The organism is Klebsiella oxytoca NBRC 105695 (genome assembly GCF_001598695.1).
Taxonomy (GTDB): domain Bacteria; phylum Pseudomonadota; class Gammaproteobacteria; order Enterobacterales; family Enterobacteriaceae; genus Klebsiella; species Klebsiella oxytoca.
The window spans coordinates 35,764-53,263 of record NZ_BCZK01000014.1 but is presented as its reverse complement, the minus strand read 5'-3'; the positions used below and the strand labels follow the sequence as shown (position 1 = coordinate 53,263).

The 17,500-nt window shown below is 60.3% G+C and carries 16 protein-coding genes; 8 read left to right on the top strand and 8 right to left on the bottom strand.

Annotation, left to right across the window (positions count from 1 at the left end; all coding sequences use genetic code 11):
- The first annotated feature begins 44 nt into the window (after positions 1–44).
- The 3 genes from KO1_RS21320 to KO1_RS21315 all read left to right on the top strand — a co-directional run bounded on the left by KO1_RS21320 (position 45) and on the right by KO1_RS21315 (position 1,997).
- The gene (locus KO1_RS21320; RefSeq protein WP_024273899.1) at positions 45–1,133 is read left to right on the top strand and encodes an oxidoreductase; all 1,089 of its coding nucleotides are present in this window, start codon (positions 45–47) and stop codon (positions 1,131–1,133) included.
- 185 nt (positions 1,134–1,318) lie between these two features.
- Entirely contained in the window at positions 1,319–1,612 is a 294-nt protein-coding gene (locus KO1_RS27585) for a type II toxin-antitoxin system RelE family toxin (protein ID WP_004100085.1), read from the top strand.
- Positions 1,593–1,997, top strand: a complete 405-nt coding sequence (locus KO1_RS21315; RefSeq protein ID WP_004100084.1) for a helix-turn-helix domain-containing protein — start codon at positions 1,593–1,595, stop codon at positions 1,995–1,997. Before KO1_RS27585 ends, KO1_RS21315 begins: the two co-directional genes overlap by 20 nt.
- Here the strand turns inward: KO1_RS21315 and KO1_RS21310 are convergent.
- The 7 genes from KO1_RS21310 to entC all read right to left on the bottom strand — a co-directional run bounded on the left by KO1_RS21310 (position 1,994) and on the right by entC (position 9,544).
- Positions 1,994–2,191 carry a YbdD/YjiX family protein gene (locus KO1_RS21310; RefSeq protein ID WP_004100083.1) on the bottom strand — a complete coding sequence of 66 codons (198 nt, stop codon included), beginning with the start codon at positions 2,189–2,191 and terminating at the stop codon, positions 1,994–1,996. The genes KO1_RS21315 and KO1_RS21310 overlap by 4 nt on opposite strands.
- A 55-nt stretch (positions 2,192–2,246) precedes the next feature.
- On the bottom strand, positions 2,247–4,352 hold the full coding sequence (gene cstA / locus KO1_RS21305) for a pyruvate/proton symporter CstA (RefSeq protein WP_016809302.1): 2,106 nt from the start codon (positions 4,350–4,352) through the stop codon (positions 2,247–2,249).
- A 365-nt stretch (positions 4,353–4,717) separates the two neighbouring features.
- The gene (entH, locus tag KO1_RS21295; protein WP_047720171.1) at positions 4,718–5,131 is read right to left on the bottom strand and encodes a proofreading thioesterase EntH; all 414 of its coding nucleotides are present in this window, start codon (positions 5,129–5,131) and stop codon (positions 4,718–4,720) included.
- The gene (entA, locus tag KO1_RS21290; RefSeq protein WP_047720172.1) at positions 5,132–5,887 is read right to left on the bottom strand and encodes a 2,3-dihydro-2,3-dihydroxybenzoate dehydrogenase EntA; all 756 of its coding nucleotides are present in this window, start codon (positions 5,885–5,887) and stop codon (positions 5,132–5,134) included.
- Positions 5,887–6,738 carry an enterobactin biosynthesis bifunctional isochorismatase/aryl carrier protein EntB gene (entB, locus tag KO1_RS21285; protein ID WP_004100078.1) on the bottom strand — a complete coding sequence of 284 codons (852 nt, stop codon included), beginning with the start codon at positions 6,736–6,738 and terminating at the stop codon, positions 5,887–5,889. The genes entA and entB overlap by 1 nt, the downstream gene beginning before the upstream one ends.
- A gap of 13 nt (positions 6,739–6,751) precedes the next feature.
- A complete protein-coding gene (gene entE / locus KO1_RS21280) occupies positions 6,752–8,359 on the bottom strand; it encodes a (2,3-dihydroxybenzoyl)adenylate synthase EntE (protein WP_004100075.1) in 1,608 nt (535 codons plus the stop codon).
- Between the two features lie 9 nt (positions 8,360–8,368).
- A complete protein-coding gene (gene entC, locus KO1_RS21275) occupies positions 8,369–9,544 on the bottom strand; it encodes an isochorismate synthase EntC (RefSeq protein ID WP_004100073.1) in 1,176 nt (391 codons plus the stop codon).
- A gap of 189 nt (positions 9,545–9,733) precedes the next feature.
- On the opposite strand from entC, the gene fepB reads away from it, so the two are divergent.
- Together fepB and KO1_RS21265 are read left to right on the top strand one after the other, a co-directional pair.
- Entirely contained in the window at positions 9,734–10,693 is a 960-nt protein-coding gene (gene fepB / locus KO1_RS21270; protein ID WP_004100072.1) for a Fe2+-enterobactin ABC transporter substrate-binding protein, read from the top strand.
- A gap of 230 nt (positions 10,694–10,923) precedes the next feature.
- Complete coding sequence (locus KO1_RS21265) at positions 10,924–13,065, top strand: glycoside hydrolase family 18 protein (RefSeq protein ID WP_064407105.1); 2,142 nt, start codon at positions 10,924–10,926, stop codon at positions 13,063–13,065.
- 252 nt (positions 13,066–13,317) lie between these two features.
- On the opposite strand, the gene entS is transcribed toward KO1_RS21265, so the two are convergent.
- Complete coding sequence (gene entS / locus KO1_RS21260) at positions 13,318–14,559, bottom strand: enterobactin transporter EntS (protein ID WP_024273897.1); 1,242 nt, start codon at positions 14,557–14,559, stop codon at positions 13,318–13,320.
- Positions 14,560–14,671: 112 nt separating this feature from the next.
- On the opposite strand from entS, the gene fepD reads away from it, so the two are divergent.
- Genes fepD through fepC form a run of 3 tightly spaced genes read left to right on the top strand, consistent with a single transcriptional unit; the run spans position 14,672 to position 17,459 of the window.
- Positions 14,672–15,679, top strand: a complete 1,008-nt coding sequence (gene fepD / locus KO1_RS21255; protein ID WP_004111269.1) for a Fe(3+)-siderophore ABC transporter permease — start codon at positions 14,672–14,674, stop codon at positions 15,677–15,679.
- Positions 15,676–16,668, top strand: coding sequence for an iron-enterobactin ABC transporter permease (gene fepG / locus KO1_RS21250; RefSeq protein ID WP_032727937.1), 993 nt, complete (start codon positions 15,676–15,678; stop codon positions 16,666–16,668). Before fepD ends, fepG begins: the two co-directional genes overlap by 4 nt.
- On the top strand, positions 16,665–17,459 hold the full coding sequence (fepC, locus tag KO1_RS21245) for an iron-enterobactin ABC transporter ATP-binding protein (protein ID WP_004111265.1): 795 nt from the start codon (positions 16,665–16,667) through the stop codon (positions 17,457–17,459). Before fepG ends, fepC begins: the two co-directional genes overlap by 4 nt.
- Positions 17,460–17,500: the final 41 nt, after the last annotated feature.

The following is a 17,500-nucleotide window of genomic DNA, read 5'->3' as shown; positions in this document are numbered from 1 at the left end:
CAGACATAACATCGGGTTAGCGAAACAGAACAAGGACAGCATGAATGAGTCATAGCGATATCCGCGTGGTCCCCGGCCCCGCCAACTACTATTCCCATCCCGGCAGCCTTGCGCGGCTGCAGGATTTTTATAGCGAAGAACAGCTTTCACGCGCGGTGTGGGTTTACGGCGAGCGGGCTATCGCAGGCGCCCAGGCTTTTCTGCCGGCAGCGTTTAACGCTCCCGGAGCCAAAAAAATCCTCTTTAAAGGCCACTGTAGCGAAAGCGATGTCAGCGAGCTGGCCCGCGCGTCCGGCGACGATCGGTCGGTGGTGATTGGCGTAGGCGGCGGCGCGCTGCTGGATACCGCGAAGGCGCTGGCCCGACGCCTCGGCCTGCCGGTGGTGGCTATCCCCACCATCGCCGCCACCTGCGCGGCCTGGACGCCGCTGTCGGTGTGGTATAACGATGCCGGTCAGGCGCTGCAGTTTGAAATCTTCGACGATGCCAACTTTCTGGTACTGGTGGAGCCGCGCATTATTCTTAACGCGCCGGCGGAATATCTGCTGGCGGGCATCGGCGATACGCTGGCGAAATGGTATGAAGCGGTAGTGCTGGCCCCGCAGCCGGAGACGCTGCCGCTCACCGTGCGTCTTGGCATCAACGGCGCGCTGGCCATCCGCGATGTACTGCTGGAAAGCAGCGAAACCGCGCTGGCCGACCAGCAACGCGGCGAGCTAACCCAGGCTTTCCGCGACGTCGTGGATGCGATCATCGCCGGCGGCGGTATGGTCGGCGGGCTCGGCGAGCGCTATACCCGCGTCGCCGCCGCCCATGCGGTGCATAACGGGCTGACGGTGCTGCCGCAGACCGAGAAGTATCTTCACGGGACCAAAGTCGCCTACGGTATTCTGGTCCAGAGCGCCCTGCTCGGCCAGGACGACGTGCTGGCGCAGCTGGTGCAGGCGTATCAGCGCTTTAATCTGCCAACCACCCTGGCGGCGCTGGAGGTGGATATCAATAACCGCGAACAGCTGGATAAGGTGATTGCCCATACCCTGCGCCCGGTGGAGTCTATCCATTTTCTGCCGGTTGAACTGAACGCCGAAACCCTGCGCGCCGCGTTTGAAAAAGTCGAACGTTTCGCCGGTTAATCCCCGTTTTATTCGCCTCTGCCGCCCGGCGGAGGCGCTTTCGAGCCGCCTCGCAAAGCCGATTTTTCTGCCTTCGCCAGATGACGATTCTGCGTTAGGGTACCCTCATAAGAAAATAGCAAACTTATCTTATAAACTTATTATTTTCTTATGTTCAACTGAGGTGTACAGTGGAGGTACATAGCATGCTCATCTGGTCAAAAGTGGCAAAAAAGGAACTGGCAAATATCGATTATCGCTATCAGCAGAGAATCAAAAGCAGGCTAGCGGATTTAGGTGACCGTACGGCTCCTCGGCCCGATGTCAGAAAGTTATCTAAACCAGAGAATCATTACCGTCTTCGGGTAGGGGATTATCGGATCATTTTCACACGTCAGGGGCTGACGCTGAACGACCTGTTTATCGTGTCCGTTAAGCGCAGAACCTCAACAACCTATTTGCATGAGGAGAATATGCCATATGGCTGTTCAGATAATTAAGGATGATGAAGGGAAAGCGCAGTACGCGGTGATCCCCTACGACGAATACTTCCAGATGTGTTTGCAGCTAGCCGAGCTGGATGATGAAACGGAAGCCGATCTTGAAGATATTCCGGTAGAACACGATATCTACGACAACGTGATGCTGCCGGGTGACGTCTGCGACATCATGGATAAAGAGAAAGTCAGCCTGCAGGCGGCCTGGCGCATTCTGCGCGGCCTGTCGCAGCAGGAGGTGGCCAATAAGCTCGGGATTAGCCAGTCTGCGGTTTCCCAGCTAGAAGCTATCGACTCCCGCCCGCAAAAGCGCACTCGCGAAAAGCTGGCGGCCATTTACGGTTGTACGCAGGAGCAGATCAGCCTGTATCTGCCGAAAGAGGGTTAACAGCACTTCGCGCCGCCTTTACCGCCGTAGCGTGCGTCCTGACGTTCGCGGAAAAACTCTTCATAGGTCATCGGCGTTTGCTCGGGGTGGGTCACACGGATGTGCTCCACGTAGTTGTCGTAATCCGGGACGCCGATCATCATCTTCGCCGCCTGGCCCAGATATTTTCCTGCTTTCGAAAGGGTATCAAACATTTCCAACTCCGCTAACCGCCCTCCTTCTCAAGAAGGAGGGCAACAAAATGATGCTTTAATGGGCGCGTTTCGCCTGAGTGACCAGGCTTTCAGCATCAGCTGGCATCGCCTGGTAAGGGGTCTCTTTCGCCGTCGGTTTGTCCTCTTTCAGCGCCGCCAGCGCGGTCTTAATTGAGAACAGCGCCAGAACCACCACCACTACCATGAAGAAGATGGTCAGCCCGGCATCCAGACGGTTGTTAAACACCAGTTGCGCCAGCTGCGACTCGGTGTACTGCGGCGGAATATTGCCGCTGTCAATCATCGCCTGGAACTTGTTGGCAATCGCCAGGAAGCCCACTTTGGTGTCGGTGCTGAACGACTTCTGCCAGCCCGCGGTCAGGGTACAGATCAGCAGCCAGGAGGTTGGCAGCAGTGCGACCCAGGCATAACGCTGGCGCTTCATCTTAAACAGTACCACCGCGCAGAGCATCAGCGCCATCCCTGCCAGCATCTGGTTGGCAATACCAAACAGCGGCCAGAGGGTGTTGATGCCGCCAAGCGGGTCAACTACGCCCTGATGCAGGAAGTAGCCCCAGGCCAGCACGCACAGCGCGGTCGCAAGAAGGTTCGCCGGCAGGGAGCTGGTTTGCTTGAGCCCCGGGCTGATCACCCCAAGCAGATCCTGCAGCATAAAGCGCGCCGCCCGCGTGCCGGCATCCACCGCGGTCAGGATAAACAGCGCCTCAAACAGAATCGCGAAGTGGTACCAGAAAGAGACGTCCATCAGGCCGCCCAGCGAACCGTGGAGGATATAGGCCATGCCCACCGCCAGCGTCGGCGCGCCGCCCGCGCGTGAAATAATCGACTGTTCCCCTACCTCGTTGGCGATCTGATTGAGCGTATCCGGGGTGACGGTAAAGCCCCAGCTACTCACCACCTGCGCCGCCGACGCCACCACATCGCTCACGCCCGCCGGAGCCAGCACCGCCATTGGGCTGTTCATCGCGAAATAGACGCCCGGGTCGATAATACAGGCCGCCACCAGCGCCATGATCGCTACGAAGGACTCCATCAGCATGCCGCCGTAGCCGATAAAACACGCCTGGCCTTCGTTGGCCAGCATTTTCGGGGTGGTGCCGGAAGCGATCAGGGCATGGAAGCCGGAAACCGCGCCGCAGGCGATGGTGATAAACAAGAACGGGAACAGGCTGCCGCTCCATACCGGCCCGGTGCCATCGATAAATTTGGTCAGCGCCGGCATCGTCAGCGTCGGACGCATGATCAGAATCCCAATCGCCAGACCGACGATGGTGCCGATTTTCAGGAAAGTAGAGAGGTAGTCGCGAGGCGCCAGCAGCAGCCAGACCGGCAGTACGGCGGCGATAAACCCGTAGCCCACCAGAATCCAGGTAAGCTGTACGCCGGTGTAATCAAACCACGGCGCCCAGGTCGGGCTTTCCGCCACCCAGCCGCCGGAGATGATGGCGAACACCAGCATCACCAGACCAATCACCGACACTTCGCCAATGCGCCCGGGGCGCAGATAGCGAATATAAATGCCCATGAATATCGCCAGCGGGATGGTGAAGGCCACGGTGTAGGTGCCCCACGGGCTGTGGGTTAGCGCTTTCACCACGATCATCGCCAGCACCGCAAGGATAATAACCATGATCATAAAGCAGGCCACCAGCGCCAGCACCCCGGCGGTCGGGCCCATCTCCTCTTTCACCAGCTCGCCGAGCGAACGTCCGTCGCGACGGGTTGAGACGAACAGCACCATAAAGTCCTGTACCGCCCCGGCCAGCACCACGCCCGCCAGGATCCAGATCATTCCCGGCAGATAGCCCATTTGCGCCGCCAGCACCGGGCCAACCAGCGGCCCTGCGCCGGCAATAGCGGCAAAATGGTGGCCGAACAGCACTTTCTTATCGGTCGGAACGTAGTCAAGGCCGTCGTTGTGACGCACCGCCGGAGTCATGCGCGTCGGGTCAACCGCCAGCACGTTTTTGGCGATATACAGGCCGTAGAAGCGATAGGCGATCAGATAGACGCAGACTGCCGCGACGACAATCCATAGCGCGTTAATCTGCTCACCCCGGTTTAGCGCGATATAGCCCAGGGCAAAGGCTCCGATAACGGAGAGCAGTGTCCAGATGAGGTATTTCCCTGAATTATTCATCATTGTGTTCCACAGGTAGGGTAATCAGGATGTTACAATTTGTTTCTAGAACACAATACGAGTTTTAACAACTCTGAAACGTTGCAGATGTCGCCTGACGGCAAGGATTTATCTCACATTGCAAGCGAGATCACTTCTGGCAGGAAAATGGATGAAAACAGGGAGGGATATTCTGTAACTGCATCGCAGGTTGTTTCCCCGGAGGCGGCGCTTGACGCGCCTGTCCGGGCTACCGGCCCGCAGACGGCGGAGAACCCGTAGCCCGGTCAGCGCAGCGCCACCGGGAAGAAGCCGCGCCAAAGTCTCAATCCCGGCGTATTCCCCGGGTTGCGGCGTAAACGCCTGACCCGGGAACAGGCTATGCCTCAGCCGAGGACCGCCGTGCCCAGACGGCAGGTGCAGCAGCGCCGTCCTCGCTCGTCGAATATCGCAATTTCCCAGCTCTGGCCCTGACGTCCGAGATGCAGCGCCCGGCATTCGCCGCGGACTTTGCCGCTGGAGACCGCCCGGTGATGGGTGGCGTTGAGCTCGGTCCCCACCACGCACTGCCCCTCTTCGGTCATCAGCCACCCGGCCATCGAGCCGAGGGTTTCCGCCAGCGCCGCGGAGGCCCCGCCGTGCAGCAGGCCAAACGGCTGATGCGTTCGCGCGTCGACCAGCATTTCCGCTTCCAGCACGCCCTCCTCAATCCGGGTATAGACGATGCCCAGATGGGCCACCATCGTATTGCTGCTGGTGGCGTTAAGCTCATCCAGCGTCAGCTGACGTTTCCAGGCCATTTATGCCCCCAGCGTCGAGCCGCCGTCCACCACGATATCCTGCAGCGTGATATGGCTGGCGTGGTCGGAGGCGAGGAACAGAATGGTATTGGCAATCTCCTGCGGGTGGGCGATTTTACCCAGCGGAATCCCCAGCTTAAACTGCTCGCCGAAGCCGCGAATGCGCTGCTGCTCTGCATCATCGCTCACCCACAGCGTCCGCTGCATATCGGTGTCGGTAGAACCAGGAGAAACCAGATTACAGCGTACGCCGCTGCCCGCCAGCTCCAGGCCGACGGTCAGCGCCAGGCTCTTTAGCGCCGCCTTTGATGCGCCGTAGGCGCTCATGCCGATGCGCGGGGTATGCGCAGCGTCGGACGCCACGGTCACAATCGCCCCGCCTTTCTGGCGGCGGAACTGCGCCATCGTCTGCTGGAACAGGTTAAACGCCCCGCCAACATTGACGGCAAAGGTCTGCTGCCAGTCTTCAAGGCTCAGCGCATCGGTCGCCCCCATCCGCAAAATACCGGCCGCATTAACCAACACATCCAGCCGATCGATCCCTGCCAGCAGGCGGCCGCATACCCGCGCCACCTGCTGCGCGTCGGCGACGTTCAGCGTCTCGGTGGCAAACGGATAGCTTTCACCGTCGAACGCCAGATCAAAACCGGTTACCTGCGCGCCGGCCTCAACGAACGCCAGCGCGGTAGCGTAGCCGATCCCCTTACCCGCGCCGGTGATCCACACGGTCTGGCCGTGAAAATCGAGCCCGTTCATTATTTCACCTCGCGAGAAAGCAGCGCCCACCAGGCATCGATGGTCGGTTTTTTCGCCAGCACCACGAAGTCAATATCGCCGTGCACTTTACGCCAGCGCGCGGCGAGCGCCATCATGCGTACCGAATCCAGGCCGTAGTCGATCAGGTTTTCGTCATCCATCGGTTCATCGGATTCATCGAGCAGCGGCAGCACCAGCGCGCGCAGCGCCGCTTTCGATGCCGGCAGCGGCAGCAGCTCTTCCGTCATCACCACGCGACCGGAGCGACCCGCCACGTAGTTGAGCGCCATCAGATGCTCCTCGCGGCTGAAATCAGCCAGCGCATCGGCAACGAAAAATGGCTTAATATCGCGCATAAACGCGTCGGTTGCGGTGGTCATGCAGCCGATATGGGCGTACACGCCGGTGATAATCAGCTGATCGCGCCCCGCCTCTTTCAGTATCTCCTCCAGCGGCGAGCGATGAAACGCGCTGTAGCGCCACTTCACCAGCACGGTGTCGTTATCGTCCGGCGCAAGCGCGGCAATGACCTGCTGCTGTTCAGGAGAACGGGTCAGACCCGGCCCCCACATGTCGTTCAGCAGCGCGCGGTCTTCATCGCTCTGCTCTTTCGGCTGGGCGGTGTAAAAAACCGGAATATTATTCTGTTTGCAGAACTCGCGCAGGGCGGCGATGTTGGCCACCACTTTCTCCATCATCGCGCTGTTTTCGCCCCAGAAATTAAGGAAATACTCCTGCATATCGTGGATCAGCAGCGCGGCACGGGACGGCTCAAATGCCCAGTTCACTTTGTTCGCCGGGATATCGCTGGCTTCCGGCAGCGCGTAAGCCTGTAATTTAGGGATTGCCATTCTGTCTTCTCCTTCAGCCCAGCTTGCGTTCAGCCAGCCACTGACGTAATTGTTTTTTATCGACTTTGCCCACCGGCGTCAGCGGCAGCGCATCAACGCACTCCACGCGGTCCGGCAGTTTAAATTCTGCGACCCCTTGTTCCCGCAGGAAGCGGCGTACCGCCACCGCGCGCAGAGGTTCTTTTACCACCAGATATGCGCAGCTCTTTTCTCCCAGCAGGCTATCTTCCATGCTGACCAGCGCGACGTGGATCACCGCCGGATGGCGCAGCAGCAGGTTTTCGATCTCTTCCGCCGCGATCTTCTCCCCGCCGCGGTTGATCTGATCTTTTTCCCGTCCCTGCACGGTGATATAGCCGTCTTCATCGATCGAGATCAGATCGCCAGAACAGTAGAACCCGTCGGCATCAAAGGCTTCGGCATTATGCTGCGGACTCTTGTAATAGCCGCGGAAGGTGTAAGGACCACGGGTCATCAGCCGTCCGACTTCGCCCCGCGGCAGCGGATTGCCCTGCGCATCGGCCACCCACACTTCATCGTCCGGACACATCGGGCAACCCTGAGTATTGATAATGCGCTCGGGGCTATCGTTGAGGCGGGTATAGTTCACCAGCCCCTCCGCCATGCCGAAGACCTGCTGAAGCTGACAGCCGATTTCCGCCGGAATACGCGCCGCGAGCGTCGCGGACAGGCGCGCCCCGCCAACCTGCAGCAGCCGCAGCGATTGCAGGCGGGCATTGCTGCCGGAATCCTGGATCTCCTGCAGCCACAGGCTGACCGCAGGCGGAACCAGCGAGGTCAGGTTAATCTGGTGTTTTTCAATCAGCGGGAAGCAGAGTGTGGCGCTCGGATCGTGCGCCAGTACCACCACACCGCCGGCGAGGAAGACGCCTAAAGAACCTGGCGAACTCATCGCGTAGTTATGGGCGGCGGGAAGCGCGTTCAGGTAGCGCGTTTCGGCGCTCACGCCGCATAGCTCGTTGCTGCGGCGAATGCTGTAGTCGTAGTCGTTATGGGTACGCGGGATGAGCTTCGGCGTACCGGTGCTGCCGCCGGAAAGCTGGAAAAACGCCACTTCGTCGGCAGGCGTTGGTCCGGCAATGAAATTATCGCCAGGCCGCTCAATGGCTGCCGTCAGGCTCCGTTCGCCGCTGTCGTTGAGCAGCAGAGCCACGCGTATCGAGGGATGCTGGCTGACAAAATCATTCAGAAATTCGTCATCGGCAAACAGCGCGTGTTCGCGATCGGCAATCAGCAAGGCGGGTTCAATCTGGGCGGCGTAGGCGTTGAGCTCGCTACGCTGATGGCTGAACAGCGCATTCACCGGCGCCACGCCGATCCGCAGCAGCGCGAAAAACGTCAGATAAAATTCCGCGACGTTGCCCAGCTGCACCAGCGCCGTTTCGCCGCGCTTCAGGCCCTGACGCTGCAGCGAGGAGGCGAGATTATCAACCAGGCGGTTGAACTCACGATAACTGTAGCGTTTGTCGCCGTCGATAATGGCGGGAGCATCGTTTTCGGCATGACGGGTAATCAGGTTAGTCAGCGGCAGATCCTGCCAGTAACCTTTTTGCCGATAGCGGGCCGCGAACGCTTCCGGCCAGCGGGTAAATTCGATCATCATAGTCCCTTATTGCAAGCCGAATACGTTCAGCATGGTGGTCAGTTTGACGCCGGTTTCGCGCCACTCGCCTAGCGGCGAAGAGGCCGGGACGATCCCTGCGCCTGCAAACAGCCGCAGCGTGCGTTGATGCAGGCGCGCGCAGCGGATGGTGACCACCCACTCGCCGTTGCCTTCATCATCGCACCAGCCGACGATACCGCCGAACAGCTGGCGATCGAACGGCTCCAGTTCGTTAATCAGGCGTTTTGCCGCCTGATGCGGGAAGCCGCTCAGCGCCGGGGTGGGATGCAGCAGACAGGCCAGCGACATGGCATTCTCGTTTGCCAGCGCGGCGCCCTGAATCTGCGTCGCCAGATGCCACAGGGTCGGCGTGGTGATCAGCTGCGGAGAATCCGGCAGGCTTAGCTCGCTGCTGCGCGGTGCCAGTACGGCCTTCATCGCCTGGGTCACCAGCTCATGTTCATGGCGGTCTTTTTCCGACGCCAGCAGCTTGTGCCCCGCTTCGCGGTCCAGCACATCGTCCGGCTGACGGCGGGCCGAACCGGCCAACGGCAGAGAGTAAAAATGCGCCCCTTCTTTACGTAACAGCAGCTCAGGGCTGGCGCCCAGCAGCACGCCGCCGTCCGAAAGCGGCACGTGGAAGTTATAGCTGGCGGGGTTCTGGGCAATCAGGCGCTCCAGCAGCGCACCGCTATCAACCCGCTCACGGGTGGTGATATCAATCAGGCGCGACAGGACCACTTTGTCCACTTCCGGCGTCGCGGTCAGGGCCGCCGCGCGCGTCACCATCGCCATAAAGGTGTCCTGTTCGGGGATCTCCCGGCGCTGAATCACGTCCATGGGCTGCAGCCCCGACGCATAGCGCGCGGAGTGCTGCTTTTCTGGTCGGGAGAAGGTTTCCCAGCTTGTGGGTATAAACAGCTCGGACGGCTCGCTGGTATCAAACGGAATGGCGCCGACCATTATCGGCTTAGCGATCCCGGCAGCCCGCGCCGCTGTAAAGGCGGCGGCCATTTTGTGCTGGAATTCCCCATCCAGATTTTCGCCATCGGCGGCAGGATGAGAAAACCGACTAAAGCAGCCAGCGGTGGTGAAACTGCGGTACGGCGACATAAAGAAGAAGCTTTCCGGCGGCAGAGTCATTTTTTTCTCCCGTACTTCCTCAGCCAAAGACGTTTCCATATCATCCTCCAAAAAAACGATAAAGATATTACGAATAATTATCATTTATATTTTGGTTGGGTAACCTAAAAGGTATTGCGCGCTATGTCAACCGTACAGGTAGCATGTTGTGCGACTTAGGCTTGCATCCACGCGGCGCAAAGCTGAAAATGAGAAGCATTTATCACCACTTAATCAGGATGCGAATACGTGAATTTCTCCACCTTTTGCCGCCGTACCCTCCTCGCCAGCGGTCTGGCGATTTTAGGAATTAGCTCAGCGCTGGCGGCAGACTGGCCGCGGCAGATAACCGACAGCCGGGGAACGCACACGCTGGAAAGCCAGCCCCTGCGAATTGTTTCCACCAGCGTGACGCTGACCGGCTCACTACTGGCGATTGACGCGCCGGTAGTCGCCAGCGGCGCCACGACGCCGAACAACCGCGTCGCCGACGGTCAGGGATTTTTACGTCAGTGGAGCGATGTGGCGAAAGCGCGGAAGCTGTCGCGCCTCTACATTGGCGAACCGAGCGCTGAGGCCGTCGCTGCGCAAATGCCGGATCTGATTCTGATTAGCGCCACCGGCGGCGATTCGGCGTTGACGCTCTACGACCAGCTTTCCACCATCGCCCCAACGCTTATCATTAACTACGATGACAAAAGCTGGCAGGCCCTGCTGACCCAACTGGGGACGATCACCGGCCATGAAAAACAGGCGGCAGAGCGAATTGCGGAATTTGATACTAAGCTGGCGGCGCTGAAAGAGAAGATGAAGCTGCCGCCGCAGCCGGTCACCGCGCTGGTCTACACCGCCGCGGCCCATAGCGCCAATATCTGGACGAAAGAGTCCGCTCAGGGGCAGATGCTTCAACAGCTGGGCTTTACCCTTGCCGATCTGCCCGCCGGGCTGCATGCCAGCCAGAGTCAGGGGAAACGTCATGATATCGTGCAGCTGGGCGGTGAAAATTTAGCCGCCGGACTTAACGGTCAGAGCCTGTTCCTGTTTGCTGGCGACCAAAAAGATGCCGATGCGATTTACGCCAACCCGCTGCTGTCGCATCTGCCCGCAGTCGAAGGTAAACGCGTTTATCCGCTGGGAACGGAAACCTTCCGCCTGGATTATTACAGCGCCGTACTGGTGCTGCAGCGCTTAGCCGCGCTCTTTGCTTAAAACTCTTCTCCCGGCGCGGGTCGCCGGGATCTCATCGCGCATCACTCCTCACATCATCTCTTTGTTATAAAAGCTTATTTTCTCTCACTGTACCTCATCAGCCTCATCGCCGCCTCAGCCGAAATATCATCGCTGCCGGTGTTATTTTGTGATTAGCCCTGGCCGCCGCGTTGCCCGATTATCTGCCCCACACCGCTTGAGGTGGGCATTCAACACAGAAGGAAATTAACGTGGCAACAAGCAAATTGATTCAGGGCGATACGCTGACCGAAACCAGCAACGCCGCAGACGGCTTTAACCCGGCAACCGAAGTGAGCAACTACAGCTATACCTCCGCTCGCGTCGCCAAACCGGTCTATAACAAATACAAAGCCTCAACCAGCAAACCGAAAGTCTTTGGTTACTACACCGACTGGTCTCAGTATGACGGACGTCTGCAGGGCGGCGATGCGAAAGATAACCGCGGTCGCGGCTACGATCTGACTAACGTCTCCCCTACGGCTTACGACAAAATCATCGTCGGCTTCGTCGGCGTCACCGGCTTCCATAAAGTGGATGGGATGTACCGCGATGTGGTTGCCGAAGCCGCCGAGCAGTGCGGAAAAGTCAAATATGAGCCGACCTTCCTCGATCCGTGGGGCGATTTCCAGTCCTACGTTAACGTTGGCCACTCCGTCAGCGGCTGGGACGTCGATCCGAAAACCGTCACTCAGGCGAATACCAAAGGTCTGCTCGGCGGCCTGCGCGATCTGCAGGCCAAAGCGAAGCAGCAGGGTCACGATCTGGTGCTGTCCATGAGCATCGGCGGCTGGACCATGAGTAACAGCTTCCACGAAACCGCAGCTTCTGATTCCGCCCGTAAAACCTTCGCGAAAGGCGTGGTAAAACTGTTCAAACAGTTCCCGATGTTCAGCGAAGTGGATATCGACTGGGAATACCCGAACGCGGAAGGCGCGGGCAATCCTTACGGCCCGGAAGACGGCGAAAACTATGCGCTGCTGATCGGCGAGCTGCGTAAGCAGCTGGATTCCGCCGGTCTGAGCAACGTCAAAATCTCCATTGCCAGCTCCGCGGTAGTGAAGACCTTCGATTACTCCAACGTGAAAGCGCTGCTGCAGGCCGGTCTGTACGGCATCAACGTGATGACCTATGACTTCTTCGGTACGCCGTGGGCGGAAACCCTGACCCATCACACCAACCTGAACGCGCTGGAAGAAGGCGGCTGGGCGGTCAATACCATCGTCGACCATCTGCTGGCCGAAGGCTTCCCGTCAGACCGCATTAATATTGGTTACGCTGCCTATAGCCGTAACGGCCGCAATGCAGAGCTGGAATCTCTGTCTCCGCTCAAGGGTACCTATAACCCGGGCACCGGCACCACCGTGGGTACCTTCGAGTCGGGTACCACCGAATGGTATGACACCATTTATAACTACCTGGATCTGGAAAACCAGAAAGGCCGTAACGGTTTCAACGTCTATACCGACCAGGTGGCCAATGCGGATTACCTCTACAATCCGGAAAGCAAACTGTTCATGTCTCTGGACACCCCGCGTACGGTGAAAGCCAAGGGCGAATACGCAGCCAGCCTCGGTCTGGGCGCGCTGTTCACCTGGACTATCGACCAGGACAACGGCGTGCTGGTGAACGCCGCGCGTGAAGGTCTGGGCTATGAAATGGCCTCTGAAGTTATCGATATGGAGCCGTTCTATTTCGAAGGCATCAACGTCGAACCGACGGATGAAGCGGATGAAACGAATGAAAATGAGGAAGACGACGTTCAGCCTGAACCGGCGGTCAACCACGCGCCGAAAGCAGCCATCGAACTGATGGTGGTTGGCGGCTCCCGCGTGCGTCTTTCCGGCGAAAAATCCTCGGATGAAGATAGCGACGACCTGTCCTTCAGTTGGGGCGTGCCTGCGGCGATCGCCGTGGCGGATAAAACCGCCGCCGTCATCGAGTTCGACGTCCCGAAAGTGAGCGAAGATACCGAGTTCACCTTTACTCTGTTCGTGCGCGATACCTGGGGTGAGCCGTCAACGCAGCAGCGCTTTGTGCTCTCCGTCGTCGCCGCGACCCAGAGCGATGACAGCGAAGACGAGTCGGAAGACAAGAACGATGATGAGCCGGCGGACGACCAGGATAACAGCGATGATCAACCTCAACCGGCGGATGATGATGTAGTGCCGTCAGACGAAACCACGCCTTATCCGCTGTGGAATGCCAGCACCGTGTATGGCAGCAACTGGGGTACCTTTGAAACCGTCAGCTGGAAAGGCCATAACTACCAGGTGAAATGGTGGTCTCAGGGTGACCAGCCGGACCTGAACTGCGGTCAGTTCGCGGTATGGAGCGATCTTGGCGCGTACTAAGCGTTAATCGTCACTGACGAGTAATAGCCAGCCCCGGAGCCATCCGGGGCTTTTTATTGGCGCTCTTTTCGGTTTTCCCGGTGGCGCTAGCGGGCTACTGCAAGTCGATAGCCCGGAATGCGCCGGGATAAATACATCGGCGCGGCTTCTTCCCGGGTCGCGCTGCGCTAACCCGGGCTACGGGTTCACCGTCGTCTGCGGGCCAGTAGCCCGGACAGGCGCGACGCGCCGCCTCCGGGAAGACCGGCGGAACTAGCTTTCGCTGACCGTCTCCGGGCGCTGAAAGCGGCGCAGCTCGCGTAGCAGCCCGACCAGCACCACGCCCACAATCACCAGCGCCCAGCCGCTGGCGCTCGCCGAAGCGGCCGGCGTCAGAATCGCGCCCAACCCCCCCAACAGCGCCGCGCCTATCGCATCGCCGGTCACGTTCTGCGCGGTCCACAGCCCGTTGATGCGCCCGAGCATATTCTCCGGGGTTTGCGTCTGGATCAGCGTATATTGCAGCAGCGAGCTTATTGCGCTCAGCCAGCCAAACAGCGCCAGGCACATCGCGCCCAGCTCCCACACCGGCATCAGGCTGAACAGCGCAATCGCCACAAACGAGCCGACGGTGGTCGCCAGCATCAGCACGCCGGGCTTCGCCGTCTGCGCCAGCTGTCCGCTGGTCAACGCGCCGAACGCCGCTCCCAAAGGGATCGCCGCGTACAGCAGGCCAATCTGCGACGCCGACATCTGCCAGCTTCCGGCCAGCGCCGGATAGAGCACGCGCACCGCGCTGGCCATCGTCAGCAGTCCGCCAAGCAGCGCAATGCCGCCGATAAGCGGGCTGTTAAACAGAAACTTCAATCCCGCGTTCAGCGATTTTAGCGGGTGCTCGCGCGGCTGCGGCGGCGGCGCCAGCCGCGGCAAACGCAGCAGGGTCAGCGTCGTTATAAAAGTACCTGCCGCCGCCAGCCCGTAGTTCCAGGCCACGCCGCCGGTTGCCAGCAGCAGACCGCCGATCATCGGTGAAATGACCGATCCCAGCCGCACCGTCAACATAGTGATCGCCCCGGCCTGCATCAGATTTTCCCGGCCAACCAGCGCTGGGGTCGCCGCCAGCAGCGCGGTCACGCCGATTGAGGCAAACAGGCCGTCCCAGATGCCCAGCAGATAGATTGCGATGAGCGACGGTTCCGGCAGCATAGCGTTGAGGCACAGGCCGACGAAGCCGATGCCGCAGGTGCCGCGCGCCAGCAGGATCAGACGCTTACGCTCATAGCGGTCGGCAAGCACGCCGCCGATCATCAGACCGACAAACATCGAACCGCCGGTTAAGGTGACCGACAGCCCCACTTGCCAGGTCGAATGGGTCATCATCTGGATCTGTACCGGGATCGCCACGCCCAGCAGGCCAAGCGACAGAATTGAGATAAAGCGGGCGATAAAGACGGCGCGAAAGGCCGGGTGGGTTTTCAGCAAGCTGAGATTCAGCAGCCAGGATTGTCGGTTCATGACAGCGCCTTGTTATTATTTTCCATACCATTTTTATGGGTGCACATGCTAACATAACTGGATAGAATCGATAACGATAATTACTATCATTATCATGTCAGGGATGTAAGCCATGTCGTCTTCAACGACCGCGGCGCGCGCCTTTGCCGTGCCGGGTCTTTTAATCGTCTTAATCATTGCGGTTGCGCTCAGCCTGCTGATCGGCGCCAAACCCCTACCGTTTAGCGTCGTCATCGATGCTTTCGCCGGCACCTGCCAGAGCGCCGATTGCACCATCGTCCTTGATGCCCGACTGCCGCGAACCCTTGCCGGGCTGCTGGCCGGCGCCGCGCTGGGCCTGGCCGGAGCGCTGATGCAAACGCTGACCCGTAACCCGCTGGCGGATCCGGGGATCCTCGGCGTCAACTCCGGCGCCAGCTTCGCTATCGTGCTGGGTGCGGCGCTGTTTGGTATCTCCTCACCGCAGGAGCAGCTGCTGATGGCCTTTTGCGGCGCGTTCGGCGCCTCGCTGCTGGTCGCCTTTACCGGCAGCCAGGGCGGCGGCCAGCTGAGCCCGGTTCGCCTGACCCTCGCGGGGGTCGCCCTGGCGGCGGTGCTGGAAGGCCTTTCCAGCGGTATCGCCCTGCTCAACCCCGACGTCTACGATCAGCTGCGCTTCTGGCAGGCGGGTTCGCTGGACGTGCGCACCCTGCAAACGCTTAAAATTGTCCTGATCCCGGTACTCATTGCCGGCCTGGTGACGCTATTGCTGAGCAGGGCCTTAAACAGCCTGAGCCTCGGTAACGATACGGCCACCGCGCTCGGCAGCCGGGTGGCACGTACCCAGCTCATCGGCCTGCTGGCGATTACCGTCCTGTGCGGCAGCGCCACGGCGGTGGTCGGGCCCATCGCCTTTATTGGCCTGATGATGCCGCATATGGCCCGCTGGCTGGTGGGCGCGGATCATCGCTGGTCGCTGCCGGTCACCCTGCTGGCCACCCCTGCCCTGCTGCTGTTTGCCGACGTGCTGGGCCGTCTGCTGGTCCCCGGTGAGCTGCGAGTTTCGGTCGTCAGCGCCTTTATCGGCGCGCCGGTGCTGATCTGGCTGGTCCGCCGCCAGCCGCGCGGAGGTGGAATGTGATGGCCCCGTCCCGCCGCCTGATGTTTAGCTGCCTGCTGCTGCTGATCGCCAGCGCCCTGGTCTCCCTGTGGGGGCTCGGCACCGGCCTGGTACCGTTAAGCGTTGAACAGGTTATCTCCGCGTTGCTCGGCGATGCGCCGCGCAATATCACCCTGGTGGTGACCGAGTGGCGCCTGCCCCGCGTGCTGATGGCGCTGCTGATCGGCGCCGCCCTCGGCGTCAGCGGCGCGATTTTCCAGTCGCTCACCCGCAACCCCTTGGGTAGCCCGGACGTGATGGGTTTTAACACCGGGGCGTGGAGCGGTGTGCTGGTCGCCATGGTCATGTTCGGCCAGAACCTGGCGGCCATCGCCGCGGCGGCGATGGCTGGCGGGATCCTCACCGCGCTGGTGGTCTGGATACTGGCGTGGCGCAACGGGATTGAAACCTTTCGCCTGATTATTATCGGCATCGGCGTCCGCGCCATGCTGGTAGCATTCAATACCTGGCTACTGCTGCGCGCTTCGCTGGAAACCGCCCTCTCCGCCGGGCTGTGGTATGCCGGCTCGCTTAACGGACTGACCTGGGGAAAAACCTGGCCCTCCGCGCCGCTGATTCTCTTGATGCTGGTCTGCGGGGCGCTGCTGGCGCGGCGCATGCGGCTGCTGGAGATGGGTGACGATACCGCCTGTGCGCTGGGCGTGCGGGTTGAGCGTTCGCGCCTGCTGATGATGCTGGTCGGGGTGGTACTGACCGCCGCCGCCACCGCGCTCGCCGGGCCGATTTCATTTATCGCGCTGGTGGCCCCGCATATCGCGCGCCGCCTCAGCGGTACCGCGCGCTGGGGGCTGACTCAGGCGGCGCTGTGCGGCGCCCTGCTGCTGGCCATCTCCGACTACGCCGCGCAGCGTCTGTTTATGCCCTATCAGTTACCGGTGGGCGTGGTGACCGTCAGCATTGGCGGCATCTACCTCATCGTGTTGTTAATTCAGGAGTCCCGCAAAAAATGACCGCTGTTACCTCCCGTTTGCGCGGCGATCGGCTGACCCTGGCGTACGGCAAAAAGACCATCGCCGAATCGCTGAACGTCACCATTCCCGATGGCCACTTTACCGCGATTATCGGTCCCAACGGCTGCGGTAAGTCGACCCTGCTGCGCACCCTGAGCCGCCTGATGACGCCTACCAGCGGTCATGTCTGGCTCGACGGCGAACAGATCCAGCATTACGCCAGTAAAGAGGTGGCAAAGCGCATCGGCCTGCTGGCGCAGAACGCCACCACGCCGGGGGATATAACGGTTCAGGAGCTGGTCGCCCGCGGCCGCTATCCGCACCAGCCGCTGTTTACCCGCTGGCGCAAAGAGGATGAAGAGGCGGTCACCAGGGCGATGAAGGCCACCGGCATTACCGACCTCGCGCAACAAAGCGTCGATACGCTCTCCGGCGGCCAGCGCCAGCGGGCGTGGATCGCCATGGTGCTGGCCCAGGAAACGGCGATTATGCTGCTGGATGAGCCCACCACCTGGCTGGATATCAGCCATCAAATCGATCTGCTGGAGCTGCTGAGCGAGCTGAATCGGGAAAAGGGCTATACGCTGGCGGCGGTGCTGCACGACCTGAATCAGGCCTGCCGCTACGCCACCCACTTGATTGCCCTGCGCGACGGTAAAATCGTCGCCGAGGGCGCGCCGAAGGAGATTGTCAACGCGGCGCTGATCGAGAAGATTTACGGCCTGCGCTGTACGATTATTGACGATCCGGTGGCGCATACGCCGCTGGTAGTGCCGCTGGGTCGCAAGTAGAAATTCCCGGCTCGCGCTGCGCTTAGCCGGGCTACCCAATC

What these genes read in the sequence shown, in the direction of transcription:
- KO1_RS27585 (WP_004100085.1), top strand. Translation starts at nt 1,319, where the DNA reads ATGCTCATCTGGTCAAAAGTGGCAAAAAAGGAACTGGCAAATATCGAT.
- KO1_RS21310 (WP_004100083.1), bottom strand. Translation starts at nt 2,191, where the DNA reads ATGTTTGATACCCTTTCGAAAGCAGGAAAATATCTGGGCCAGGCGGCG.
- cstA (WP_016809302.1), bottom strand. Translation starts at nt 4,352, where the DNA reads ATGAATAATTCAGGGAAATACCTCATCTGGACACTGCTCTCCGTTATC.
- entC (WP_004100073.1), bottom strand. Translation starts at nt 9,544, where the DNA reads ATGGAAACGTCTTTGGCTGAGGAAGTACGGGAGAAAAAAATGACTCTG.
- fepD (WP_004111269.1), top strand. Translation starts at nt 14,672, where the DNA reads ATGTCGTCTTCAACGACCGCGGCGCGCGCCTTTGCCGTGCCGGGTCTT.
- KO1_RS21320 (WP_024273899.1), top strand. Translation starts at nt 45, where the DNA reads ATGAGTCATAGCGATATCCGCGTGGTCCCCGGCCCCGCCAACTACTAT.
- fepC (WP_004111265.1), top strand. Translation starts at nt 16,665, where the DNA reads ATGACCGCTGTTACCTCCCGTTTGCGCGGCGATCGGCTGACCCTGGCG.
- entE (WP_004100075.1), bottom strand. Translation starts at nt 8,359, where the DNA reads ATGATCGAATTTACCCGCTGGCCGGAAGCGTTCGCGGCCCGCTATCGG.
- entA (WP_047720172.1), bottom strand. Translation starts at nt 5,887, where the DNA reads ATGAACGGGCTCGATTTTCACGGCCAGACCGTGTGGATCACCGGCGCG.
- entS (WP_024273897.1), bottom strand. Translation starts at nt 14,559, where the DNA reads ATGAACCGACAATCCTGGCTGCTGAATCTCAGCTTGCTGAAAACCCAC.
- entB (WP_004100078.1), bottom strand. Translation starts at nt 6,738, where the DNA reads ATGGCAATCCCTAAATTACAGGCTTACGCGCTGCCGGAAGCCAGCGAT.
- KO1_RS21315 (WP_004100084.1), top strand. Translation starts at nt 1,593, where the DNA reads ATGGCTGTTCAGATAATTAAGGATGATGAAGGGAAAGCGCAGTACGCG.
- entH (WP_047720171.1), bottom strand. Translation starts at nt 5,131, where the DNA reads ATGGCCTGGAAACGTCAGCTGACGCTGGATGAGCTTAACGCCACCAGC.